20 protein-coding genes and 1 pseudogene are annotated in these 22,414 nt (G+C 71.4%); 11 read left to right on the forward strand and 10 right to left on the reverse strand.

Going from position 1 to position 22,414, the window contains the following annotated elements; all coding sequences use genetic code 11:
- Window positions 1-135 precede the first annotated feature (135 nt).
- From K4L06_RS07415 to K4L06_RS07425, 3 genes are all read left to right on the forward strand, one after another.
- Window positions 136-1,278: a hypothetical protein gene (locus K4L06_RS07415; protein ID WP_221670792.1), complete on the forward strand. Its 1,143-nt coding sequence runs from the start codon at window positions 136-138 to the stop codon at window positions 1,276-1,278.
- A gap of 235 nt (window positions 1,279-1,513) precedes the next feature.
- Window positions 1,514-2,701, forward strand: a complete 1,188-nt coding sequence (locus tag K4L06_RS07420) for a hypothetical protein (protein WP_221670793.1) — start codon at window positions 1,514-1,516, stop codon at window positions 2,699-2,701.
- 989 nt (window positions 2,702-3,690) lie between these two features.
- A complete protein-coding gene (locus K4L06_RS07425) occupies window positions 3,691-5,409 on the forward strand; it encodes a M64 family metallopeptidase (RefSeq protein WP_221670794.1) in 1,719 nt (572 codons plus the stop codon).
- A gap of 42 nt (window positions 5,410-5,451) precedes the next feature.
- Here K4L06_RS07425 and K4L06_RS07430 read toward each other — a convergent pair whose 3' ends face one another.
- The gene (locus K4L06_RS07430) at window positions 5,452-6,402 is read right to left on the reverse strand and encodes a ComF family protein (protein WP_255595014.1); all 951 of its coding nucleotides are present in this window, start codon (window positions 6,400-6,402) and stop codon (window positions 5,452-5,454) included.
- Window positions 6,403-6,493: 91 nt separating this feature from the next.
- On the opposite strand from K4L06_RS07430, the pseudogene bioB reads away from it, so the two are divergent.
- From bioB to K4L06_RS07465, 6 genes and pseudogenes are all read left to right on the forward strand, one after another.
- A pseudogene (gene bioB, locus K4L06_RS07440) lies at window positions 6,494-7,447 on the forward strand (biotin synthase BioB); the annotation flags it as partial.
- A 102-nt stretch (window positions 7,448-7,549) separates the two neighbouring features.
- Window positions 7,550-8,782 (forward strand): 8-amino-7-oxononanoate synthase, encoded by a 1,233-nt coding sequence (gene bioF / locus K4L06_RS07445; protein ID WP_221670796.1) that lies wholly within the window; start codon window positions 7,550-7,552, stop codon window positions 8,780-8,782.
- 10 nt (window positions 8,783-8,792) lie between these two features.
- On the forward strand, window positions 8,793-9,227 hold the full coding sequence (locus K4L06_RS07450; protein ID WP_255595015.1) for an ACT domain-containing protein: 435 nt from the start codon (window positions 8,793-8,795) through the stop codon (window positions 9,225-9,227).
- 109 nt (window positions 9,228-9,336) lie between these two features.
- Window positions 9,337-10,137, forward strand: a complete 801-nt coding sequence (gene bioH, locus K4L06_RS07455) for a pimeloyl-ACP methyl ester esterase BioH (RefSeq protein WP_221670797.1) — start codon at window positions 9,337-9,339, stop codon at window positions 10,135-10,137.
- Between the two features lie 7 nt (window positions 10,138-10,144).
- Complete coding sequence (bioC, locus tag K4L06_RS07460) at window positions 10,145-11,050, forward strand: malonyl-ACP O-methyltransferase BioC (RefSeq protein WP_221670798.1); 906 nt, start codon at window positions 10,145-10,147, stop codon at window positions 11,048-11,050.
- The gene (locus tag K4L06_RS07465) at window positions 11,047-12,039 is read left to right on the forward strand and encodes a multidrug resistance efflux transporter family protein (protein ID WP_221670799.1); all 993 of its coding nucleotides are present in this window, start codon (window positions 11,047-11,049) and stop codon (window positions 12,037-12,039) included. The genes bioC and K4L06_RS07465 overlap by 4 nt, the downstream gene beginning before the upstream one ends.
- 27 nt (window positions 12,040-12,066) lie before the next feature.
- Here K4L06_RS07465 and K4L06_RS07470 read toward each other — a convergent pair whose 3' ends face one another.
- From K4L06_RS07470 to K4L06_RS07510, 9 genes are all read right to left on the reverse strand, one after another.
- The gene (locus K4L06_RS07470) at window positions 12,067-12,495 is read right to left on the reverse strand and encodes a ketosteroid isomerase-related protein (protein WP_221670800.1); all 429 of its coding nucleotides are present in this window, start codon (window positions 12,493-12,495) and stop codon (window positions 12,067-12,069) included.
- Between the two features lie 213 nt (window positions 12,496-12,708).
- Window positions 12,709-13,461 (reverse strand): MHYT domain-containing protein, encoded by a 753-nt coding sequence (locus K4L06_RS07475; protein WP_221670801.1) that lies wholly within the window; start codon window positions 13,459-13,461, stop codon window positions 12,709-12,711.
- Between the two features lie 143 nt (window positions 13,462-13,604).
- Window positions 13,605-14,411, reverse strand: coding sequence for a 4-vinyl reductase (locus K4L06_RS07480; protein ID WP_221670802.1), 807 nt, complete (start codon window positions 14,409-14,411; stop codon window positions 13,605-13,607).
- A 220-nt stretch (window positions 14,412-14,631) separates the two neighbouring features.
- Window positions 14,632-15,630, reverse strand: coding sequence for a pyridoxal-phosphate dependent enzyme (locus K4L06_RS07485; protein ID WP_221673555.1), 999 nt, complete (start codon window positions 15,628-15,630; stop codon window positions 14,632-14,634).
- Window positions 15,631-15,787: 157 nt separating this feature from the next.
- Entirely contained in the window at window positions 15,788-17,038 is a 1,251-nt protein-coding gene (locus tag K4L06_RS07490; RefSeq protein ID WP_255595016.1) for an ABC transporter permease, read from the reverse strand.
- Window positions 17,035-18,372 (reverse strand): hypothetical protein, encoded by a 1,338-nt coding sequence (locus K4L06_RS07495; RefSeq protein WP_221670803.1) that lies wholly within the window; start codon window positions 18,370-18,372, stop codon window positions 17,035-17,037. Before K4L06_RS07495 ends, K4L06_RS07490 begins: the two co-directional genes overlap by 4 nt.
- Window positions 18,369-19,331, reverse strand: a complete 963-nt coding sequence (locus K4L06_RS07500) for an HlyD family efflux transporter periplasmic adaptor subunit (protein WP_221670804.1) — start codon at window positions 19,329-19,331, stop codon at window positions 18,369-18,371. Before K4L06_RS07500 ends, K4L06_RS07495 begins: the two co-directional genes overlap by 4 nt.
- Complete coding sequence (locus K4L06_RS07505; protein ID WP_221670805.1) at window positions 19,328-20,299, reverse strand: HlyD family efflux transporter periplasmic adaptor subunit; 972 nt, start codon at window positions 20,297-20,299, stop codon at window positions 19,328-19,330. Before K4L06_RS07505 ends, K4L06_RS07500 begins: the two co-directional genes overlap by 4 nt.
- Window positions 20,283-20,957 (reverse strand): ABC transporter ATP-binding protein, encoded by a 675-nt coding sequence (locus K4L06_RS07510; protein WP_221670806.1) that lies wholly within the window; start codon window positions 20,955-20,957, stop codon window positions 20,283-20,285. The genes K4L06_RS07505 and K4L06_RS07510 overlap by 17 nt, the downstream gene beginning before the upstream one ends.
- Window positions 20,958-21,356: 399 nt before the next feature.
- Here K4L06_RS07510 and K4L06_RS22585 point away from each other — a divergent pair, with 399 nt between their 5' ends.
- Window positions 21,357-21,485 carry a hypothetical protein gene (locus tag K4L06_RS22585; RefSeq protein ID WP_255595017.1) on the forward strand — a complete coding sequence of 43 codons (129 nt, stop codon included), beginning with the start codon at window positions 21,357-21,359 and terminating at the stop codon, window positions 21,483-21,485.
- 84 nt (window positions 21,486-21,569) lie between these two features.
- Window positions 21,570-22,073, forward strand: a complete 504-nt coding sequence (locus tag K4L06_RS07515) for a hypothetical protein (RefSeq protein WP_221670807.1) — start codon at window positions 21,570-21,572, stop codon at window positions 22,071-22,073.
- Window positions 22,074-22,414: the final 341 nt, after the last annotated feature.

Below are 22,414 nucleotides of genomic sequence, written 5' to 3' on the forward strand. Positions count from 1 at the left end.
ATTGTCGGCTCCGATGTGCCCCGATGGCCATTATCCGCGGCCTCGTTCGTTCGCCTGACGCCAAGTCCTTGGGGTTGCCGGCGCTTGCATAGATAATGCGCCGCCCGCGAAGCAAGGGCTTACAGGGGATATTGCATGACCAGATACACCGTGCCGGCGTCCGTCGCGCTGGCGCTAGCGTTCGCTCTGCCGGCGCAAGCCGCGGACAAGATCGTCGACGGCTACGGCGTCGACCGTGCCGCCTTGGCCGCCGGTCTGCCGGTGCGTAGCGTCGCGATGAACACCACACTGCGTCCCCAGTTGGGATACGCGATGACGCCTAGCTATTCCGTCTCGGTGACCCCTTGGGGACCGGGCGTCAGTCCCGCCACGACCTTGGGGGTCGGACTGGCGACGGGGTTGATCAGCGGGGCGCTGATCAACGCTTCGATCTACGAAGACGCGCAGCATCGCGCCATGGCGGCTTTTTCGCCGATCCGCCGCGCGGGTTGCGAGTTGCAGGCCGACACGGCTATGCACGCGGCGATCGACGCAGCCGTGCGACGCAGCCCCTGGGGCGCCGGGGTCCGGTCGCTGGCTTCGTCCGCCGACGAGCGCAGTCTCGACTCGGTGGTGAAGCAGGGCGAGCCTCGCCACGTGTTCGCATTCACCTCGTCGCTGTCGGTCGAGATGGCCGGGCTGGTGACGACCGTGGACGTCAGCGCTTATGCCCCCCAGGATGGCGGGTCGGACTGGCGCAAGCGCCCGCTGTGGCGCGATCTGCTGATCGTGGTGTCGGACCCGGTATCGCTCGAGCCCAAGACCCAGGCCGATATCGACAGCATGGTGGCGGAGGAGCGGGCGCGCTACGCGGCCAGCGGCGGCGAGGAACTGATCAAGCGCGTCAATGCGCGCGGCGGCAGCGCGGACCCGATCGACCGCAAGGCCGCGCTCGCGGAGCAGAGACTGCACAAGAAGTTCATGGACACCGCCCGTCAACCGGTGTGGACGTTCGAGGGCAGCCGCTTCCGCCGCGCCCAGCTTTGGGCCGAGAACGATTGCGCGCGGTTGAAGTCGGCCATCGCCCAGGCCGGTGCGGAGACCGGGCGGCTGCTCGACGACCTGTACGCACAGAAGCTGCCGCCGCGGTTGGGGCAGGACGAACGGCAACCGGCGATGGAAGAGCAGTTCGGAGTGCGCAAGACCGTCGCCCTGCCCGGCGGCGCCTACGTTTCCCGCGCCGACCAGGGTGAAATCGACCTGCGCTTTCGCTACGACCTCCTGCCTGCCGACAAATGAGCCCGCAGCCGGGGCCGGCACCGGTCCCGGTAGCGAACGCCGGCCCCGCCCGCAGGCCATGGCCCCGGGCGGGCCTGATGTTCGTCACTGCGGCCGCTAGCCGACGACGGGTTACCATCGCCCGACTCCTTTCCCGGGCCCGCCGATGCCGCCCAGTTCGATCGCCGCAAGCCAGTCTGGTCCATCGCCGCTCGCGGCGGCGGGGACTCCTTCCGCCTGGCTGGAGATTCCGCTCATGGCCGCGCGCCTGCTGTGGCGGCACTGGCCGGCGCTGGCGTTCTGGTTCTTCGCCCAGCGGGTCTGCTACGACCTGTTGATGGACCTGGCGGTCAAGCTCGGCGAGCGCTCGGTGCTGCTGTCGTTCGCGGCCCTGTCGGTGCTGATCGTGACCCAGCTGGCCGGCACGATCCTGATGTTCCAGTCGCTGCGGCCGTCGCTGCCGATGCTGGCCGGCGGCGCGCTGACCCCGGATACCCGCGCGGTGCGCAAGCAGTGGATCACCGCGCTGGCGATCGCGATGCTGCCGTTCTTCGCCTACTACGCCGGCTGGGGCCTGCTCGAGGACCTGCGCCGGCAGTTCCGCACCGAGTACGTGTTCAGCGTCTGGGAAAAGGAAAACCTCAACCAGGTGCTCAAGCTCAAGGGCCTGTGGATCGCGCTGGCGGTGGCCTGGGCGGTGCGCTGGTTCAGCAAGCGCCGTGCGGCGGCCAGCGGCCACGCGCTGTGGAACGTGATCGCGACCAGTTGCGAAGCCTATTGGGTGTTCGTCGGCGTGGCCGCGATCGCTCAGCTGACCAAGCTGGCCCAGGACTGGTGGCACGAGCGCGTGGTCTACGTCGCCGTGACCACCTGGTGGGAAAGCCCGACCGCGCTGTACAAGACCCTGGCGCCGACCAAGCGCGGCCTGGCGCCGCTGTGGGAGTTCTTCTCCACCGCCGCCGGCGCGGTCGCGTTGCCGCTGATCTGGCTGGCGATCACCGCGATCGTCTACGGCATCGACCTGCGCCGCGCGCAGCGCCTGGACGACGCCGACGAGGCGCTGGGCAAGGTCACCCAGCGCTTCAAGGCGATGCACTTCACCCTGCGCATGCTCGCCGACAAGGCCAGCGCGGGCTGGACCAGCAAGGGCGTGCCGGTGGTCAACAGCCTGCGCCTGGTGCTGCGCGCCGGCTTGCCGGCGCTGCTGACCCTGTGCGTGTGCTGGCAGTTGCTGGCTTACCTCGACTCCTGGTCGTGGCGGCTGATGACGCTGTGGATCGGGCCGCAGGATCCGGACTGGCAGCGGGTCATCGGCCAGCCCTGGTCGGTGTTCCTGACCACGCCGCTGTCGTTCCGCACGTCGCTGCTGACCGATGTGTTGCGGGTGGTGTTGTTGGCGGCGACCTTCGACCGCGCCATCGCCCGCCTGCCGCGCGCGGGGTAGGAGCGGCGTCCCACCGGGATTTCCTTCGGTCACAGGCCGCGACCGCCATCCCTCCCTTTCGCCACGTCTTGTCCTGCGCCCCCTGTAGGAGCGGCGTGAGCCGCGACCGCGCTGCTGCGGTCTCGCGGCGTCTGCGTTCGAAGGCTCCGAAAGCCGCGACCGCCATCCCGCCCATTCGCCGCGTCTTTGTCCTGCGGCCCCCGTAGGAGCGGCGTAAGCCGCGACCGCGTTGCTGCGGTCTCGCGACGCCTGTGTTCGAAGGCTCCGAAAGCCGCGACCGCCATCCCTCCCATTCGCCCCGCCTTTGTCCTGCGCCCCTTGTAGGAGCGGCGTAAGCCGCGACCGCGTTGCAGCGGTCTCGCGACGCCTGTGTTCGAAGGCTTCAAAGCTTCAAAGCAAAGCTTCCGTCCGCAAGCGGCCGGGTCACTTTCTTTGTCCAAGGCGACAAAGTCCCACGGGATTTCCTTCGGTCAAAAGTAACCAAAGAAAACGCCATAACTGTTTCGAATCAAAAGCCACTATGGGACGAGGCCTGCGCGGGGCTGCTCCGCACAGGCCATCCCTGGCCTGGCTGCGCACGACCCGCATCCATGCGGGCCGCCCTCCGGGGCTGCAGGTCTTCTCGCGAGATCGGTCCAGCGCCAAGCTTTTCACGGCAACGGCAACGGCAACGGCAACGGCAACGGCAGGCGTCGCACAGCGGCTGTTCGGGCGGGCGGTTGGAGCCGCGACATTCTCATTCGCCGCTGTGCATCACAAATCGCTCCCGCGCCAAGGGCGGCAGACTGTGACCGGTCCGACCAAGACGCGTTCTGCCCTGGAGTAGCGTGCCGCTGTCGTCGATCGAGAGGCGGGCGATATCCGTGCGGATTCCGTGCCGCGCGGTGTCGTTTCGCTGGCAGGCCGGATCGAAACCGGCAGATGCATCGGCGAGGGCAGTCGCGCATTCCCTGTGCGGCTTCCTCCACACTTGTCCGTCGGAGTCCGTCATGACGTTCTCGCCGTTGTTGCGTTTGCTCGGCCTGTGCTTGTTGGCGATGTCTTCAGCCCGGGCCGCGGTGCCGGCCCATTACGTCGTATTCGAACGCGATGTCCAGGGCCGCGCCGAGCCGGTGTTCTACGCCCAGGTGCGACTGGCCGACGACGGCCACGACCGCGCCGGCGCGGTCGCGGCCGAACGCGGCGTCGAGCGCATCGGCTATCGCGCATTGCGCAACGGCACCAAGAGTGCCGTCGCCTACGAGGCGCGGCAGCCGAACTTCCTGCGCGCCGAGTTCGCCCGCGATCCGCAGCGCGGCGACGGTGCGATCCAATCGCATCCGCTGGTGCGCGATCCGCATCGCGCCTTCGTCGTGCGCCTGCCGTTGGCCGAGGCCGATGCGATCGAACTCGGCGACGGCGCCGGCAAGGCCGTGCAGCGCTTCGACCTGCGCGAGCTGGCCCTGCGTTCGGCGCAGTTGCCGTTGGCGACGACGGCGGCGCCGGCCGCGGCGCCGACCGCAGTAGCCGCCGCGACCGCCGACAAGGCGGCCAATTCCGCCAACCGGCTCGACATCCTGGTGCTCGGCGACGGCTATACCGCCGCCGAGCAGGGCGTGTTCGCCGATCATGCTGCGGCGCTGAAGACCGCGATGTTCCAGGTCAGTCCGTACAAGGAGTACCAGAGCTTCGTGAACTGGCAGGCCGGTTTCGTCGCCTCCAGCCAGTCTGGCGCCGACCATCCGCCGTATCAGGCCGGCTGCACCGGCACGAGCTGCTGCGCCGACAGCGGCGCGCGCAGCGATCCGCTCGCCGGCCGCTTCGTCGCCACCGCGCTCGATGCGACGTTCTGCACCAGCCAGATCCATCGTCTGCTGACCGTGCGCTCGTCCAAGGTCATGGCCGCGGCGGCGGGCTTTCCCGACTGGGACAAGATCATCGTCACCGTCAACGATCCGGTCTACGGCGGCGCCGGCGGCTCGTATGCGGTGTTGTCCGCGCACGCCAGCGCCGCGCTGATCGCGATCCACGAATTCGGCCACAGCTTCCACGGCCTGGCCGACGAATACGAAACGCCGTATCCGGGGTTTCCGGCCTGCAGCGACGTCGGCGGCAACGCACCCTGCGAGGCCAACGTCACCAACCAGAGCAACGCCAGCCTGGTGAAGTGGCGCAGTTGGTTCACGCCCGGGCTGCCGATCCCGACCCCGGACGGCACCGCCGGCACCGGCTTGTTCGAAGGCGCGCGCTACCGCGCCGCCGGCATGTACCGGCCGGTCGGTGCGAGCTGCCTGATGCGCGCGCTGGGCACGTCGTTCTGCCCGGTGTGCCGGCAGGAATACGTGCGCAAGCTGTATCGCGGCGGCTTCGGCTCGCCGGCGGCCGGGATCGACCTGATCGAGCCGGGCAGCGAGTCGCCTTCGCCGGCGACCGCGGTGAACTACCAGCGCGGCAGCACGCGCCGGTTCTCGGCCGCTCTGCTGCAGCCCAGCGTCGGCGCCTTGGGCGTGCAGTGGTATCTCGACGGCGTGGCGATCCCCGGCGCGACTTCGCCGAGCTACGACTTCGTCCAGTCTGCGGCCACGCCGGCGACGCGCACGCTGGAACTGCGGGTGACCGACCGCACCGCCTTCGTGCAGCCGGCGATGGCCGGCGACCTGTTGCTGCACCAGCGGCGCTGGACGATCCGGGTCGGCGCCGCGCTGCGTTCGGTGGCGGCCGCGCGCTGAGGGCGCGATATGACGTGCGCAGCGTCGCTCCTACAAGGGCTATCACCCCAGCGGCACGCGCGCGCAGACCCAGGCCTCGATGCGTTGCGCGCCGGCGCGGCGCAGCACGCGCGCGGCGGCGTGCAAGGTGGCGCCGGTGGTCATGACGTCGTCGACCAGCACCACCTGCGCCGGGGCGGCGCCGCCGTGCCAGGCGAAGGCGTCGCGCAGGTTGCGCCGGCGCTGGCGGGCGTCCAGTCGCGATTGCGCGGCGGTATCGCGGCTGCGGCGCAGGCCGTCGTCGTACAGGCGCAGGCCGAGCCGGCGCGCCAGCGGCCGGGCCAGTTCCAGGGCCTGGTCGTAGCCGCGCCGACGCAGCCGGGCCGGGTGCAGCGGCACCGGGATCAGCACCGGGGCGGCCGTGTCCGGCGCGCGGCCGCAGTCGGGACCCGGCGCCGGCGCGCGCGCTTCGGCGCTGCGATGACCACCCGCAGCGGCTCCGGCTTCGGCGAAAGCACGCGCCATCATCGTCGCCAGCAGCCGGCCGGCGGCGAGGTCGCGGTGGAACTTGAAGCGCGGCAGCAGGCGGTCCAGCGGCGGCCGGTACAGGCAGGCGGCGCGGACCCGGTCCAACGGCGGGGGGCGGCGCAAGCAGTCGCCGCAGACCGGGCCATCGTCGGCGAAGGGCAGGGCGCCGCGCCGATGCCGCTCGCCGGCCTGGCCGCCGTGGTCGGCGCGATCCGGGCCGCGGCCGCGCGCCGTGTCGGCAACCGCCGCCAACGTGCATTCATCGCCGGGCATCTGCACCGGGTTTCCCTGCGGCAGCGGCAAGGCGCAGCGCGCGCAGGCCGGCCCCGCGTGCGGCCAGTCCGCGGCGCAGGCCGGGCACAGGTCGCAGCCGGCCTCGGCGGCTTCGTCGCAGACCAGGCAGCGCGCCGGCCACAGCGCCCAGCCCAGCCGTCGCCAGAGACTGTCAACTGGAATGGGTAAGCTGCGGTTGACAGTCTGGGTCATGCTTCCCAGACTGCCGGCTCCGACTCGCCCCTGCTGTCGGTGCATTCCTCTGCCCGCCGTCAGTGAAGTCCCCGCTGTGGAGCCAGCCCTAGTGTCAACGACCCCGCTTCGCCACGATTGGTCCCGCGCGGAAGTGCGCGCCCTGTTCGACCTGCCGTTCCCGGAACTGCTGCACCGCGCCGGCACCGTGCACCGCGAGAATTTCGACCCCGCCGAGGTCCAGGTCAGCACCCTGTTGTCGGTGAAGACCGGCGGCTGCCCCGAGGACTGCGCCTACTGCCCGCAGGCCCAGCGCTATCACACCGGGGTCGACGCGACCAAGCTGATGAGCACCGAAGCGGTGCTGGAGAAGGCCCGCCAGGCCAAGGCCGCCGGCGCCTCGCGCTTCTGCATGGGCGCGGCCTGGCGCTCGCCCAAGGACCGCGACATCCCCAAGGTCGCGGCGATGATCCGCGAAGTGAAGTCGCTGGGCCTGGAGACCTGCGCCACCCTGGGCATGCTCTCCGGCGACCAGGCCCAGGCGCTGAAGGCGGCCGGGCTGGACTACTACAACCACAACCTGGACACCGCGCCGGAGTTCTACAACGAGATCATCCGCACCCGCGAGTTCCAGGACCGCCTGGACACGCTGGAACACGTCCGCGACGCCGGCATGAAGACCTGCTGCGGCGGCATCGTCGGCATGGGCGAATCGCGCGAGCAGCGCGCCGGCCTGCTGCAGACCCTGGCCAACCTGCCGGCGCATCCGGACTCGGTGCCGATCAACCGCCTGGTCCAGGTCGAGGGCACGCCGCTGGCCGGCACCACCGAGCTGGACCCGTTCGAGTTCGTCCGCACCATCGCGGTCGCCCGGCTGATGATGCCCAAGTCCATGGTCCGTCTCTCCGCCGGGCGAGAAGCCATGAGCGACGAGCTGCAGGCGCTGTGCTTCCTGGCCGGCGCCAACTCGATCTTCTACGGCGAAAAGCTGCTGACCACCGGCAACCCGGACACCGAGCGCGACCTGGCCCTGTTCGCCCGCCTGGGCCTGCGGCCGATGCAGATCGTCGAGACCGCGGGCACCGTCCATGCGAGTATTGAGGAGCACCTCGAGCCCCCGGTCGAGCCCGTCCACACCTGCGCCGCCTGAGGCGGCGGAGCTATCGCAATGAGCAGCCAGCGACCCCTTTGGCGCGAACGGATTCAGGCGGCCCACGACCAGCGCGTGGCCGAGGCGCGCACGCGCCGCCATCGCGCGGTCACCCACCGCGACGGCGCCCGTTGCGAGGTCGACGGGCGCTCGCTGCTCAACTTCTGCGGCAACGACTACCTCGGCCTGTCGCAGCACTTCGCGGTGATCAACGCGTTCCAGGACGCGGCCTCGCGCGAAGGCGTCGGCGGCCTGGCCTCGCACCTGGTCTGCGGCCATCACGCCCAGCACGAAGCGCTGGAGCGCGAACTGGCCGACTGGCTGGGATCGCCGCGCGCGCTGCTGTTCGGCAGCGGCTTCATGGCCAACCTGGCCGCGGTCCAGGCCCTGCTCGGCGAAGACGACGTCTGCGTGCAGGACAAGCTCAACCATGCCAGCCTGATCGACGCCGCGCGCCTGTCCGGCTGCCGCCTGCGGCGTTATCCGCATGCCGATCCCGAAGGCGCGATCCGGCAGTTGCGCAACGTGCCCGACGGCCTGGCCATGCTCGCCACCGACGGGGTGTTCAGCATGGACGGCGATGTCGCTCCGCTGCGCGATCTGGCGCTGGTGGCGCGCGCGCAGAAGGCCTTGCTTTACGTCGACGACGCCCACGGCGTCGGCGTCAACGGCCCCGACGGCCGCGGCACGGTCGCCGCGGCGCGGCTGTCGGTGCAGGAAGTGCCGCTGCAGTTGGCGACCTTCGGCAAGGCCCTGGGCAGCTACGGCGCGGCGCTGCACGGCGACGCCGACCTGATCGGCCATCTGGCCGAAACCGCGCGCAGCCATCTGTACACCACCGCCCTGCCGCCGGCCCAGGCCGCGGCCACCCGCGCGGCGATCAAGCTGGCGCGCAACGACCATTGGCGGCGCGAGAAGCTGGCCGAACTGACCGCGCATTTCCGCGACCGCGCGTCCAAGCTCGGTCTGGAACTGCTGGCGTCGGGCACCCCGATCCAGCCGGTGGTCTGCGGCAGCGACCGGCGTGCGCTGGCGATGGCGCAGGCGCTGGAACAGCAGGGCTACTGGGTCGCGGCGATCCGTCCGCCGACCGTGCCGGAAGGCCGTGCGCGCTTGCGCGTGACCTTCTCGGCGCTGCACACGCGCGAGCAGGTCGACGGCCTGATCGAGGCCTTGGCGCGCGCCGCCGAGCGGGTCGCGATCGAGCGCAGCGACGACGCGCCGGCGCCGCCGGCGAGCGCGGCCCGATGACTCCGGCCCGATGACCGCAGCCGGACCGCTCGCCGCCGCCGAAACCGATCTGGCGAAGATGCTGGCCACGTTGCAGGTCGATGCGCGCGACGGCGAGTACGTGTTCGTCAGCGCGCCGCACTGGGACGCGCTGCCGCGCGAACTGGCCCAGGCCACGATCGTCGAGGCCGAAGGGCCGACCTGCGTGCTGCGTCGCGAGCACGCCGATGCGCGGGGGCTGGATTACGACTTCGTCGCCGCCTGGTTGAGCCTGCGCGTGCACTCGGCGCTGCAGGCGGTCGGCCTGACCGCGGCGGTGGCGCAGGCGCTGGCCGCGCGCGGCATCGCCTGCAACGTGCTGGCCGGCTATCACCACGATCACCTGCTGGTGCCGGCGGCGCGGCGCGAGGACGCGCTGGCGGCGCTGCTGGCGCTGCGCGGCGACGGCGGAGCGACGCCGGCCTGAGGCGATCGCGCGCGCCGGCCGCCGCAGCCGACCCTTTCATCGGCCGCTCCGGACGGATCGGCCGCGCAGTACCGAAACCAGGCAACAAACCAGGCAAGACGGAACCTCCATGTACATCGAAACCACCGGCGCGGCCCCCGACAGCGGCCGCCCGGCGCTCGTCCTGATCCACGGCTGGGCCATGCACGGCGGCCTGTTCGCGCCCCTGGTCGAGGCCCTGGCCGAGCACTGCACCCTGCACCTGGTCGACCTGCCCGGTCATGGCTACGCCCGCGACGATGCGACGCCGCTGGATCCGACCGCGCTCGCGGCCGAACTGGTCGGGCGTTTTCCCGATGCCTACTGGCTGGGCTGGTCGCTCGGCGGTCAGGTCGCGCTGCGCGCCGGGCTCGACCATGCGCAGCGCGTGCGCGGGCTGATCCTGGTCGCGTCCTCGCCGCGCTTCGTCACCGGCGCCGACTGGCCGCACGGCGTCTCGCCGGAGCTGTTCCGCAATTTCGGCAGCGCATTGAAGAACGACTTCCGCGGCACCCTGGAAGGCTTCCTCGCCCTGGAAGCGCTCGGTTCCAGCAGCGCCCAGGACGATCTGCGCTGCCTCAAGCAACGCGCCTTCGAACGCGGCGAACCGGCCGAGCGCGCCTTGCAGGAAGGCCTGCTGCTGCTCGACGGTTTCGACGTGCGCGGCGAACTGCCCGGCCTGCGCGTGCCCAGCCTGTGGATTTCCGGCCGCCGCGACCGGCTGGTGCCGGCCGGGGCGATGCCCGCCGCCGCCGCGCTGGCGCCGCAAGCGCGCAGCGAAGTCATCGCCGGCGCCGGCCATGCGCCCTTCCTCGGCGCCACCGCGCAGGTCGCGCAACTGCTGCGCGAATTCGTCGCTCCCGCCCCCACTCCATCGCTGCGCAGGCAGTGACCTCGTCATGACCGATCTGTTCGACCACCGCCAGGTACGGCGCTCGTTCTCGCGCGCCGCGCACGGCTACGACGGCGCCGCCGCGTTGCAGCGCGAAGTGGGCGCGCGCCTGTCGGAAACCCTGGATTATCTCGACGACCGCGTGCCCGAGGTGGTGGTCGACGTCGGCTGCGGTCCCGGCCACCTGACCGCGGCGATGCAGCAGCGCTGGCCGCGCGCGCAGGTGATCGGCCTCGACCTGGCCCTGCCGATGCTGCGCGAAGCGCGCGGCCATGCCGGCAGCAGTTGGCGGCCGCGCCTGCTCGGCGGCCCGCGCCGTCCCGACCTGATCTGCGCCGACGCGCGCGCGCTGCCGCTGCGCGACGCCAGCGTCGACGTGCTGTTCTCCAACCTGTGCCTGCAATGGGTCGAGGACCTGCCGGCGGTGTTCGCCGGCTTCCGCCGCGTGCTCAAGCCCGGCGGCCTGCTGTTGGTGTCCACCTTCGGCCCCGACACCTTGTTCGAGTTGCGCGGCGCCTTCGCCGAGGCCGACTCGGCACCGCACGTCAGCCTGTTCCCGTCGATCGCCCAGTTCGGCGACGCGCTGATCGCCGCCGGCTTCAAGAACCCGGTGCTGGATCGCGACGAGTTCGTGCTCGGCCATCCCGACCTCGGCCATCTGATGCGCGAGTTACGCACGCTCGGCGCGACCAACGCGATGAGCGAGCGCCGGCGCAGCCTGACCGGCCGCGCCCGCTTCGCCCGCGCCGCCCAGGCCTACGAGGCGCTGCGCGGCGGCGACGGCAAGCTGCCGGCGACCTGGGAGGTGATCTACGCCCACGCCTGGGGCCCGGCGCCGGGCACGCCGATCCGCAGCGGCGGGATCGACGAGGTGCAGGTGCCGGCGTCCAGCATCCGCGTGCGCCAGCGATGAGCGAGCGCCGCCACGCCCTGTGGGCGGTGTCGATCGCGCTGGCCTCGGCGCTGTTCTTCACCTGCACCTACGTGCTCAACCGCGCCGCCGCGACCGCCGGCGGGCATTGGGCCTGGACCGCGGCGCTGCGCTATCTGTTCACCCTGCCGATGCTGTTGCTGGCGATGCCGCTGCTCGGCGGGGTCAAGCCGGTGTGGAAGGCGATCCGCGCCCATCCCTGGCCGTGGCTGCTGTGGAGCGGGATCGGTTTCGTGCTGTTCTACGTCTGCCTCAGCTACGCCGCCGCCAGCGGGCCGTCGTGGCTGATCGCCGGCACCTTCCAGCTGACCGTGATCGCCGGAATGCTGTGCGCGCCGTTCCTGTACCGCGACGCGCGCGCGCGGGTGCCGTTGCCGGCCTTGCTGGTCGGCCTGTTGATCGTCGCCGGCGTGCTGATCATGCAGTTCGGCCACGGCGGCGGCCGGCTCGACCGCGCCGGCTGGATCGCGCTGATCTGCGTCGCGGTCTCGGCCTTCGCCTATCCCCTAGGCAACCGCGGCCTGCTGCTGCACCTGGAGCGCAGCGGCACCGAGCTCAACGCCACCCAGCGCGTGTTCGGCATGACCCTGGCCAGCCAGCCGCTGTGGTGGGCGGTGGCGGCGTACGCGGGCGCGCAGGCCGGCGCGCCGCCGGTGGGACAGCTGTGGCTGGCGGCGGGCGTGGCCCTGGGCGCGGGTGTGATCGCCACCGTGCTGTTCTTCCAGGCCACCGGCATGGTCCGCAACGAGCCGACCGCGCTGGCCGCGGCCGAAGCGATGCAGGCCGCGGAAATCCTGTTCGCGACCGTGATCGGCGCGCTGTGGCTGGGCGAGGCCTGGCCGCAGGGGCGCACCCTCGCCGGCGCCTGCCTGGTCGGGATCGGCATCGTCATGTTCAGCGTGGTCGCCGCGCGCGCCGCGGCCGGCAACGAGCGCCGGGTGAAGCAACTGCGCAGCGACCGCGGCGGTTGAGCGCCGCGCCGGGCCGCGCGGCGCCGTTCAGGCGCCGACCTGGGCGGTCCAGTCGCCGAGGTTGTAGTAGTTGCTGACCCGGCGGATGCGGCCGTCGGCGATCTCGAAGAAGGCGCCGCCGGGCAGCACGTAGCGTTGCCCGCGCGCTTCCGGCAGGCCCGGATCGGTGACCAGGTATTCGCCGTGGACCACGTACTCGGCTGCGGCGCGGGCGCCGTCGGGCGAGGTCATCACCACCACCTCGCGCAACTGCTCGCGGTAGTGCCGGGCCATGCGCTGCAGGAACGCGGCGAAGGCCTCGCGGCCGGTTTCGCGCGCGCCCTGGTTGAGATCGTGGGCGACGTCGTCGGCGAGGGTGGCGAGCATGCCGTCCCAGTCGCCGCGGTTGAAGGCGGCGTAATACGACAGCACCAGTTCGGTGGCGCGGTCGTCGCGGCGGGTGCCGTCGATCTTCATCGGAACTCCAGGCGGTGCGGGGCAGGCGGACATGATCGCCGATCCCGTGCGATCCCGTGCGATCGCGCCGGCCCGCCGTCCGCGCGGCGCGGAACGCGTCGTACAAGACGCGTTGTACAGAACGCGCCATATAGAACGCACCATATAAAATCGGAAAGGCCCGCGCGAGGCGGGCCTTTCCTTATTGCCGGGTGGGTTTGCGGATGCGCAGGATCAGATTCGCACCATCGCGCGCTGGCGCTGGCGCAGCAGGCTCAGGGTCAGCACCGCGGCGAGCAGGGCCGTGGTGACGACGAAGATGCCGATGCCGAGGTAGCCGCCGCTGACGCCGCCGGCGAGCGCGGCGCTGCCGGCCTTGTTGGGGATGAAGCTGGCCGCGAGCATGCCGGTGTAGTGCATGCCGCATACCGCCACGCCCATCACCAGGGCGCTGCCGAGCATCTGGCCCCAGCCGCGCAGGTTGAACGCCAGCCACAGGGCGACGATCGAGGCGACCACCGCGATCGCCGCCGAGGCCAGCACCAGGCTGCTGTTGTAGACGGTGTCGGCCGGCATCAGCATCGCCGCCATGCCGGCGTAGTGCATGCCGGTGACGCCCAGGCCCATCAGCACGCCGCCGAGGATCAGCTTGCCCCAGTTGAACAGGCCGCTGCCGGCGATGGCCAGCCCGGCCATGCACGAGATCACCGCGACGATCGCCGAACCGATCGTGATCGGCAGGTCGTAGGTCACCGTCACGTCCATCTTGCAGGCGAGCATGGCGATGAAGTGCATCGCCCAGATGGCGCCGCCGCCCATCGCGATGCCGGCCGCGGTCACCGCGCGCCAGCGCTGTCCCGGGGTGGTCGCGCTGGGGATCGCGATCGCCAACTGCAAGGCGGTGAACGAGCCCAGCACCGACACGACGTAGGACAGAACGACGAGGAACGGGTCATGGATGCACTGGATGGCGTGTTCGAGCGGCATGGCGGAACCCCCTGGTGGGTTGTCTGGCTATGGGCCGCGGCGGCGCCTTCCCCGCGCCGTTGCGGCATTGCGGCTCCGGCTTGCGGCCGGAGCGTCCGGAACGCCACGGCCTTCCGCGCCGTGGCCGACCGGTATCGGACCGGTCAGGCTTGGAATTCGAACCGGCACGCTTCCGCGCCGGTGTTGCGGCATTGGCTTTCCACCACCCGCACGCTTTCGGCGCCGTGCTGGCCCTCCAGCAGGCCGCCGAGCATGCCGCGCAGGAAGTGGCAGCATTCGCCGCTTTCGCCGCGATGGCAGAAGGGGCTGTTGCGGATCCGCAAGGCATCGTCCTGCAGCTCGGCCTGGACCAGCTGGCGCATCGCCGGCAAGGCGATGCGGCGTACCGAGTCGTGCAGGGGCAGCTGCCCGCCGAGCGCAAAGTCGCGCTTGTAGACCCAGGCGCCGACGCGCTGGCCGATGTAGCGCATGGTCGCCTCGCGCTGGCTCGGCGGCAGCTCGCGTTCCAGCGCCACCAGTTGCAGCAGGATGTTGGGGTAGTTGCGCGCCAGCTGCGGCAGCAGGGTCTCGACCCGCTGGGTGTCGATCGGCACCGCGGCGGCCTGGACCGCCGCGGGGGCCGGCGTTGCGGCCGGCGGCGGCAGGTTCGGCGCGCTGGCCGCGCCATTGCTGCGCACCGGCGCCGCGGGCGGCGCTGCGGCCGCGCCGTTGCCGCCTTCGTAAGCCGCGGCTTCGAAGCTCTGCACCAGGTGGTGCGTCCCCAGGCGCTCTTCCAGCACCAGCAGCGACTCGGCCGGGCCGCGAACGACCATGCTCAGGACCACGCCTTCTTCGCTGTTGAGCATGCGTTGGCGCAGCAAGGTGAAGCCGTTGGCGATCACCACCTGTCCCAACGCGAGCAGCAGCCCGTCGCGCCGGTCGGACACCACGCGGAATTCGACATCCACCATGTGTTACTCCCCTGGCCTGTGCATGTTCCTGAAGACGGCTCGCTGCTCGAGCGGCGCGTCATGACAGGGACTGGCGCGCGATGGCGCAGCGTGCCAGCTGCGTTCACAAAAAACGCAAACCAAGATCACAGATGAAGGGGGTTTTTACGCGTTTTATGCGGCCGTTCGTGTCCGTAGAAAACGCTGCCGCATAACAAACGCGAAGCAGTTCGCGAACCGGTCAGGACGCGTCGGCGAACCAGGCGGACGCCAATCCCAGATCGACGTTGCCGCCGGACACGATCAGCCCGACCCGGCGCCCGGCGAAGCGCTCGCGCTGGGCCAGCACCGCCGCCAGCGGCACCGCGCCGGAGGGCTCGACCACCAGCTTCATGCGTTCCCAGATCAGCCGCATCGCCGCGATCGCCTGGGCGTCGTCGACCAGCAGGATCTCGCGCACGTGCCGGCTCAGGATAGGAAAGGTGAGCGTGCCCAGTTCGGCGCGCAGGCCGTCGCAGATCGTATCGGGCAAGCGGCCGGTGATGCGGCGGCCTTCGCGCAGCGAGTCGTGCGCGTCGCGCGCGCCCAGCGGCTCGGCGCCGTAGACCTCGATCGCCGGGTCGACGCCGTGGGCGGCGATGGCGGTGCCGGACAGCAGCCCACCGCCGCTGACCGGGGCGATCACCGCGTCCAGCCCCGGCGCCTGGCCGAGCAGTTCCAGGGTCGCGGTGCCCTGGCCGGCGATCACCCTGGGGTCGTTGAACGGATGCACCAGCACGCCGCCGGTTTCGGCCAACACCTGCGCGGTGACCGCGTCGCGCGAGGCCTGCAGCGGTTCGCAGGTCACGATGCGCGCGCCGTAGGCGCGGATCGCCGCCAGCTTGACCTGCGGCGTGTTGTGCGGCGCGACCACGGTCGCGGTGGTGCCGCGCAGGCGCGCGGCCAGGGCGATCGCGCCGCCGTGGTTGCCCGAGCTCTGGGTGACGATGCCGCGCGCGGCGTCTTCGTCGCTGAGCGCGAACACCGCATTGCTCGCGCCGCGGAACTTGAACGCGCCGCCGCGCTGCAGGTTCTCGCACTTGAAGTGCAGCTCGCAGCCGGCCAGTTCGTCCAGCGCGCGCGAACGCAGCACCGGGGTGGCGTGCGCCAACGGCGCGATGCGCGCGGCGGCGGCGAGGACGTCGGAAAATTCCGGCGCGGCCGGGGCGAGGGCGGCGTCGGCCGCGAGCGGAGCGGTCATCTCGTTCATGGCCCAAGCGTAGCGCAGGGGCGGCGAGGGCGGCGTGCGCGCCCTGGCGGGTGCGCCGGGCCGCCGCGCGAGGTGTGCGCCGGGTCGCCGAACGCGCGCCGGCCGCGTCCGCCGGCTCAGCGGCGGGCCAGGTCGGTCTTGGCGCAGGTCAGTCGTGGCGCAGGGCCGCGATCGGGTCCAGGCGCGCGGCCTGGCGCGCCGGATACACGCCGAAGGCCAGGCCGACCGCGGCGCAGAACAACGCCGACAGCAGCACCGGCAGCGGCGCCCAAGCCACCTGCCAGCCGGCGAAGAAGGCGATCAGATAGGCCAGGGCGACGCCGAACAACAGGCCCAGCGCGGCGCCGGCGACGCAGATCACCGTCGCCTCGCGCAGGAACTGCGCGACCACGTCGCGCCGGCGCGCGCCGAGCGCGCGCAGCAGGCCGATCTCGCGCCGTCGCTCGAGCACGTTGGCGAGCATGATGTTCATGATGCCGATGCCGCCGACCAGCAGGCTGACCCCGGCGATCGCGCCCATCACCACGCGGAAGATGCGCTGGGTTTTCTGGTGCTGCTGGAACAGCTGTTGCGGCACCACCAGGCGGAAATCGGCCATCCCGGCATGACGCTGGGCCAGCACGGTCGACAGCACGCGCGCGCCGGCGGCGAGCTGGGCCGGATCGCGCAGGCGCAACAGGAAACGGTCGACTTCGTCCTCCTGCGGCTGGAAGCGGAAGCGCGCCCGCGCGCTGGCCAGCGGCAGGTAGACCCGATTGCTTTCCAGCCCTAGTTGCACGCCTTCGAACTGATCCTTGCTGAGGTCGCGGTCGGCGAGCACGCCGACCACCTCCAGCCACACATGATTGACCTTGAGCAGTTGCCCGACCGGGTCCATGCCCGGGAACAGGTCCGCCGCGGCCTGGTGGCCGAGCACCGCGACCGCGGCCAGGCGCTGGTCGTCTTCGGCGCTGAGCGTACGGCCGCGGGCGATGCGCAGCGAGGACAGGGCGAAATAGTCCGGACTGACGCCGCTGGTCTGGGCGTCGCTGCGGCCGTGGTCGCTGAACACCGAATGGGTGCGCACCGGTTTCTCGGCGGCGTAGCGCTCGGCGCCGGGCACCACCGCCAGCGCGGCGTCGGCGTCGGCCAGGCTCAGGCCGAGGCTGCGTGCGCGGGTCTCGCGCAGGCTGCTTTCGTCCTGCGCCTTGGCTTCGGCGATCAGATTGTTCAGGCCCAGGCTTTCGACCAGACGCAGCGCTTCGCGCCGGCTGCCTTCGCCGACCGCCTGCATGGCGACGATCGCGCCGACGCCGAAGATCAGCCCGAGCAGGGTCAGCAGGGTGCGCAGGCGGCGCCGCCACAGTTCTTCGACCGCCTCGCGCCAGATCGGCGGCAGCATCCGCGACAGACCGTTCATGGGCGCGCCTGGCGCGGACTGCGCGCCGCGGCGGTGGGCGCGCCGGCCGCGGTTTTCGCCGGCGCCGCGGCATCTGCGCCGGGGTCCGCGTCGTCGTCGGTTCCGATGCCGCCGTCGACCGCGCCGGCCGCGGCCAGCAATACCTCGTCGCCGTCGCGCAGCCCTGACAGCACCTGCGAGCGCGCCGGCCCGCGCGCGCCCAGGCGCACCTCGCGGCGCAGGAAGCCGTCGCCGTTCCGCACCCGCACGTATTCCTTGCCGGCATCGCCTTCGATGGCGACGTTGGCGACGCTGAGCGTGCGCGGCGCGTCGAACAGGATCACCCGCGCGCGCAGCCGCTGCCCCGGCACCAGCTTGTAGCGCGCGATCGCTTCGGCCGGGATCGGCGCCTTCATCGACAGATACTTCACCGGACTTTCCTGACTGCGGACCTTGGCCGCGCTGGCGACCCACGACAGCTTGCCGACGATGCGCTGCTCGGGCCGGCCGACCGGCGCCATCTCGACCATGTCGCCGACCTGGACCCCTTGCGCCTCGATCTGCGGCAGGCTCAGTTCCAGCTCCATCGCCGAGGCGTCCGGCAGGCTGCCGTAGTCGAAGCCGGCGCGCAGGGTCGCGCCGACGCTGGGCTTGTCGCCGGACCAGTTGGCGCTGAGCATCAGCACGCCGTCGTTGGGCGCGCGCAGTTCCAGCGCGTCCAGGTCGGCCTGGCGCGCCTTGGCGGTGATGTCGAAGGTCGCGCGCTGGGCGTCGAGCACCGCCAGTTCGGCGCCGCCGCGCACGCCGGCCTGGCCGCGCTGCCACTCCAGGGTGTCGCGCTTGGCGTGCAGGAAGCGCGCGTCCTCGACCGCGTCCAGCACCTCGTTGCGCGCCATCGTGCTCAGGTCGGCGCTGGCATAGCGTTCGGCGATGCCCAACTGCACCGCGACCTGGGCCAGGTCGACCGCAACCTTGCTCTGCGCGGTGTCCAGGTCGCCCTGCTTGGCCGCGCGCGCCAACTCGTTGCGCTGCAGGTCGATCAGGGTCTGGGCCAGTTCCTGTTTGCCCTGCGCGGCGGAGAAGCGCGCGATCAGATCGCCGCGCTTGACCGCGCTGCCCTCCGGCAGCATCCATTCCAGCTGCCGCGCCGACCAGTTGCGTCCGGGCACCTGCAGCGGCGCGGCCTTGGCCGACTTGAGCTCGCCTTCGCCGGCGACGCTGAGCCGCAGCGGCGCCGCGCTCACGGTTTCGGTCGCTGCCGGCGCCTGCTCGGCGGCGCAGCCGGCGAGCAGCGCGAGCGTCAGCGCCAGACCGGTCGCGCCGGCGGCGCGCGGCCGTTGCCAGCGCCGGCTCATCGCACGCCCCGCGGCGCCGGGATCTCGACCCGCACCGCCTGGCCCGGGCGTAACGGCGCGCGCGGGTCGTCCAGGCGCACGTCCAGGTCCAGCACCGGCACCGGCTGCACCTGCGATTTGCTGCGCACCGCGCGGCCGACCGATTCGATCCGCCCGCGCAGCACGCTGCCGGCGCCGCCCTCGACCACGATCCGCACCGGCGCGCCGACCGCGACGCGCTGCAGTTCGCGTTCGGGCAATTCGGCGCGCACCGCGAGCGTGCTCATGTCGGGAATCTCGGCCACGGTCTGGCCGACCCAGGCCTGCGAGCCGACGTCGTATTTTTCGCCTTCCCAGTTGCTCCGATGCATCATCAGGCCGTCGCGCGGCGCGCGCACTTCCAGCGCCGCCAGCGAGCGCTGCAGACGGTCGACGTCGGCCTGCAACTGGGCGCGCTCGGCGGCGAGCAGGCGCCGTTCCTGCCGGCGCTGCTGCGCCGACAAGGCCTCGCGGCGTTGCGCCAGGGCCAGCTTGCGCTCGGCCTGAGTGCGCGCGATCAGCAGTTTGCGGTACTCGATCCCGGCGATCAGCTCGGCCGGTTGCTGGGTCTTGCGCTGCGCCTTGTCGAGCGCGGCGCGCGCTTCGTCGGTGGCCAGGCGCTCGGTGCGTTCGCGTTCGGCCAGTTCCAGATCGAGCTTGTCCAGCTCGACCTGCTTTTCCTTGAGCCGGCTGCGCTTTTCCGCCAGTTGCTTGACGACGTCGCTGCTGTCGAACGCGATCACCGGCTGGCCGCGCTTGACCGGCGCGCCGTCGGCGGCGAGCTGGGTGATGTTGAACTGCCACATGCGTTCGACCGTCGGCGGCATCAGCGCCGAGGTGCGGCGCGCATAGACTTCGCCGTCCACGCGCAGCGGCGCGGCCGCGGCGCCGGCGGCCGCGGCGATCAGGACCAACGCGATGGCGTGGCGCAGGCGCCTCATCGCGCGGCTCCGGCCGGAGCCAGCGGGCTGACCCGCACGCTCATGCCCGGCAACAGCTTCAGCGCATGGCGCGGCGGCAGGGCGATGTCGACGCTGAAATAGCGCCCCTCGCCCCATTCGGGCTTGCGGTCCGGGGCGCCGGCGATCGCCGTGATCCGCCCCCGCAGACGCTGCCGCGGCAGGGCATCGAAGGCCAGTTGCACCGGCTGGCCGACGCGCAGTCCGCGCCGGTCCGGTTCCAGCGCCCAGGCGCGGACCTGCATGCCGCCGTCGCCGGCGATTTCGCCGGCTTTGCTGCCGGGCATGGTCGAGCTGCCTTCGTCGATGCGGCCGCCGATCCAGTTGGTGTTGAACCCGTGCAGGACGATGCCGTCGCGTTCGGCGCGCACTTCCGACTGGCGCAGCAGCAGGGCGTAGTAATCGCGCTGGCCGCTCAGCTTGGCCACCTCCAGGCGCGCGTCTTCGCGCTGGCGCGCCTGCGCGGAATGGGCGGCGGCGAGTTGTTCGCGCTTGAGCTTGAGCTCGCGGGTGGTCTTGTCCAGGTCGCCCTGGTGGCGGTCGTAGTCGAGCTGCGAAATCAGCCCGCGCGGGATCGCCGCTTCGATCCTGGCCGTGGCCAGCGCGGCTTCGGCGTCGGCCAGCGCGACTTCGGCGTCGACCGTCTTGACCTCGAGTTCGGCCGTTTCCTTGGCCGCCTTGGCCCGGGTCTGTTCGAGCTTGGCGTCGAGTTCGGGAATCTGGGTGCCGGCCTGGCCGGGGTCGATGCGCAGCACTACCTCGCCGGCCTTGACCGCCTGGCCCTCGGGGACGAAGTAGCGGATCGTCACCGGCGCGGTGTTGGACTGCGGGGTGTAGATCGGCTGCGCGCCGAGCGAGCGCACTTCGCCGGTCAGCACGGCCGCGGCCGCCGGCGCGCAGGCCAGCAGCGCCAACGCCGCGGCGGCGCTGCGATCAAGCCGCCGAGTCATGTTCGATCCTGCCGTCGTGCAAGCGCACCTCGCGCGGCGCGCGCGCAGCCAGGTCGCGGTCGTGGGTCACCAGCACCACGGTCTGGCCGCCGCCGTGCACTTCGCCGATCAGGTCGAGCACGTCGGCGGCGCTTTTCGAATCCAGATTGCCGGTGGGCTCGTCGGCCAGCAGCAGCGCCGGCTGCAACAACAGCGCGCGGGCGATCGCCGCGCGTTGCTGCTGGCCGCCGGACAGTTCGCTGGGGCGGTGCTCGCTGCGCGCGCCGAGGCCGACCCGGTCCAGCAGCTGGCGCGCGCGCTGCGCGCTGTCGGCCGGCGGCGCGCGGTGGAAGCGCAGCGGCAGCAGCACGTTTTCCAGCACGCTCAGCCGCGGCAACAGATGGAAGCTCTGGAACACGAAGCCGATGCGGCGATTGCGGATGTCGCTGGCGGCTTCGTCGTCGAGCGCGGCGACGTCGCGGCCTTCGATCAGGTAGCGGCCGCGGCTGGGCCGGTCGAGGCAGCCGAGGATGTTGAGCAGGCTGGACTTGCCCGAGCCGGAGGCGCCGGTGATGGCGACGAACTCGCCGGCTCGGATGCTCAGGTCGACCCCATCCAACGCGTTTACCGCCTGCCCATTCATCTCGTAGCGACGATGGACCGCTTCCAATTCGATCATCGAGAACTGCCGGGCCAAAGATGAGTGGTGCGCGACGGCGCCGCTCCGGCGCCGAGGTCGAAGACCCGCCGCAGGCGCGGAAGGTTCCCGCCGGCGCGCGCATCGCGGCGCGCAACGGGCCGGTCGACCGTCGCGGCAATCTACCTCAAGCGCAGGCGCGGGCGGCAGTGTGCCAACCGCGACGATCGGGCGCGGCACGAAGCGGCGCTGCGGATCTGTGAGCCGGTACCGGAATTCGCCCCCGGGGCGGGGCTAGTTTGGATCTCATCGTGCGCCGATCCGGTCACGGAACGACGCCGGAGGCGGTGTGGCTATACTCCGGACGACGCGCCACGATGGCTCAACCGAACCCAGGACGCGGCATTCCGTCGATGTCCAATAAAAAACAGGGGATGACCCATGTTCCGCAAACTCTCGGTATGCCTGCTCGCGGTCCTGCTCGCCGGATGCATGCCGCCGCGGCTCGATCCGACCATGGTGTCGGCGCCCAATGCCCAGGCCACGGCCGACGCCAAGGCCGCGGGCTGAACCATACAGGCCGGCCCGGGTTGAATTAAGCCCGAGTTCAAAACGCCGGACCGAAGCTGGACCCCTGAGAACCGGGGGTCCGACATGATCCGCAAATTGCTGTTCCCATTGCTCGCGACCGCCTTGCTGGCGGGCTGCGTAACCGACTATTCCCTGCGCGGCGGCAGCGGCGGCGGCTCGTACTACTACGGCCGGCCGAGCGTCGACTACCGCTACTACGGCGCGCCTTACGGCTACGGCTATCCCTACGGCTACGGCGGCTCGTACTACCGCTACGGCGGCTACTACGGCAATCCGTACCGTTACGGCGGCTACGGCTATCCCTACGGCTACTACCCGTCGCCGTACCCGCGCTACTACTACCCGAACCGCCCGCATCGCCCGCCGACCACCCGGCCGTCGCTGCCCGACCACCCGCGCGGCATTCCGTGGCGCGACGCGCGCAGCGATCGCGGCCAGCGCTGGAGCGGTCCGGGCCCGGGCAGCGTGCCGCAGCCCAGCAGCATCCCGCGGCCGTCGATGCCGCAGCCGTCCAGCCCGCCCGCCAGCGGCCGGCGCGGCGTGCCCTGGCGCGAGGTCCAACGCTGAACGGAGGCCTGCCGGGTGCACGGTCGTGCACCCGGTGCTGCAAAAGTGGAACGGCGCGCACTTGCGTTCCGGCCGAAGTGACCGCAATCTACCGCTACTGACCGCTTACGTCGTATTTGGACGTTTTCGGTAAGCAGAGACTTCTATGTCGGCGCCTGGCGAGGAATCACGGATCCCCCCTGTTCCGTCCCCGTCAGGCGTCGGCGCCCATTCCCCCGGACTCGGGGCATAGCCAAAGCGCACGCCTAGCCGTGCGCTTTTGCTTTTTGCGATTCAATGACTTGCGTCGTGCGGCCGGGACGGCCGGGTTCGATGCGGGCGATGGCGGCGGCGCCGCGGGC

Source organism: Lysobacter sp. BMK333-48F3, from assembly GCF_019733395.1.
In the GTDB taxonomy this organism is placed as follows: Bacteria; Pseudomonadota; Gammaproteobacteria; order Xanthomonadales; family Xanthomonadaceae; genus Lysobacter.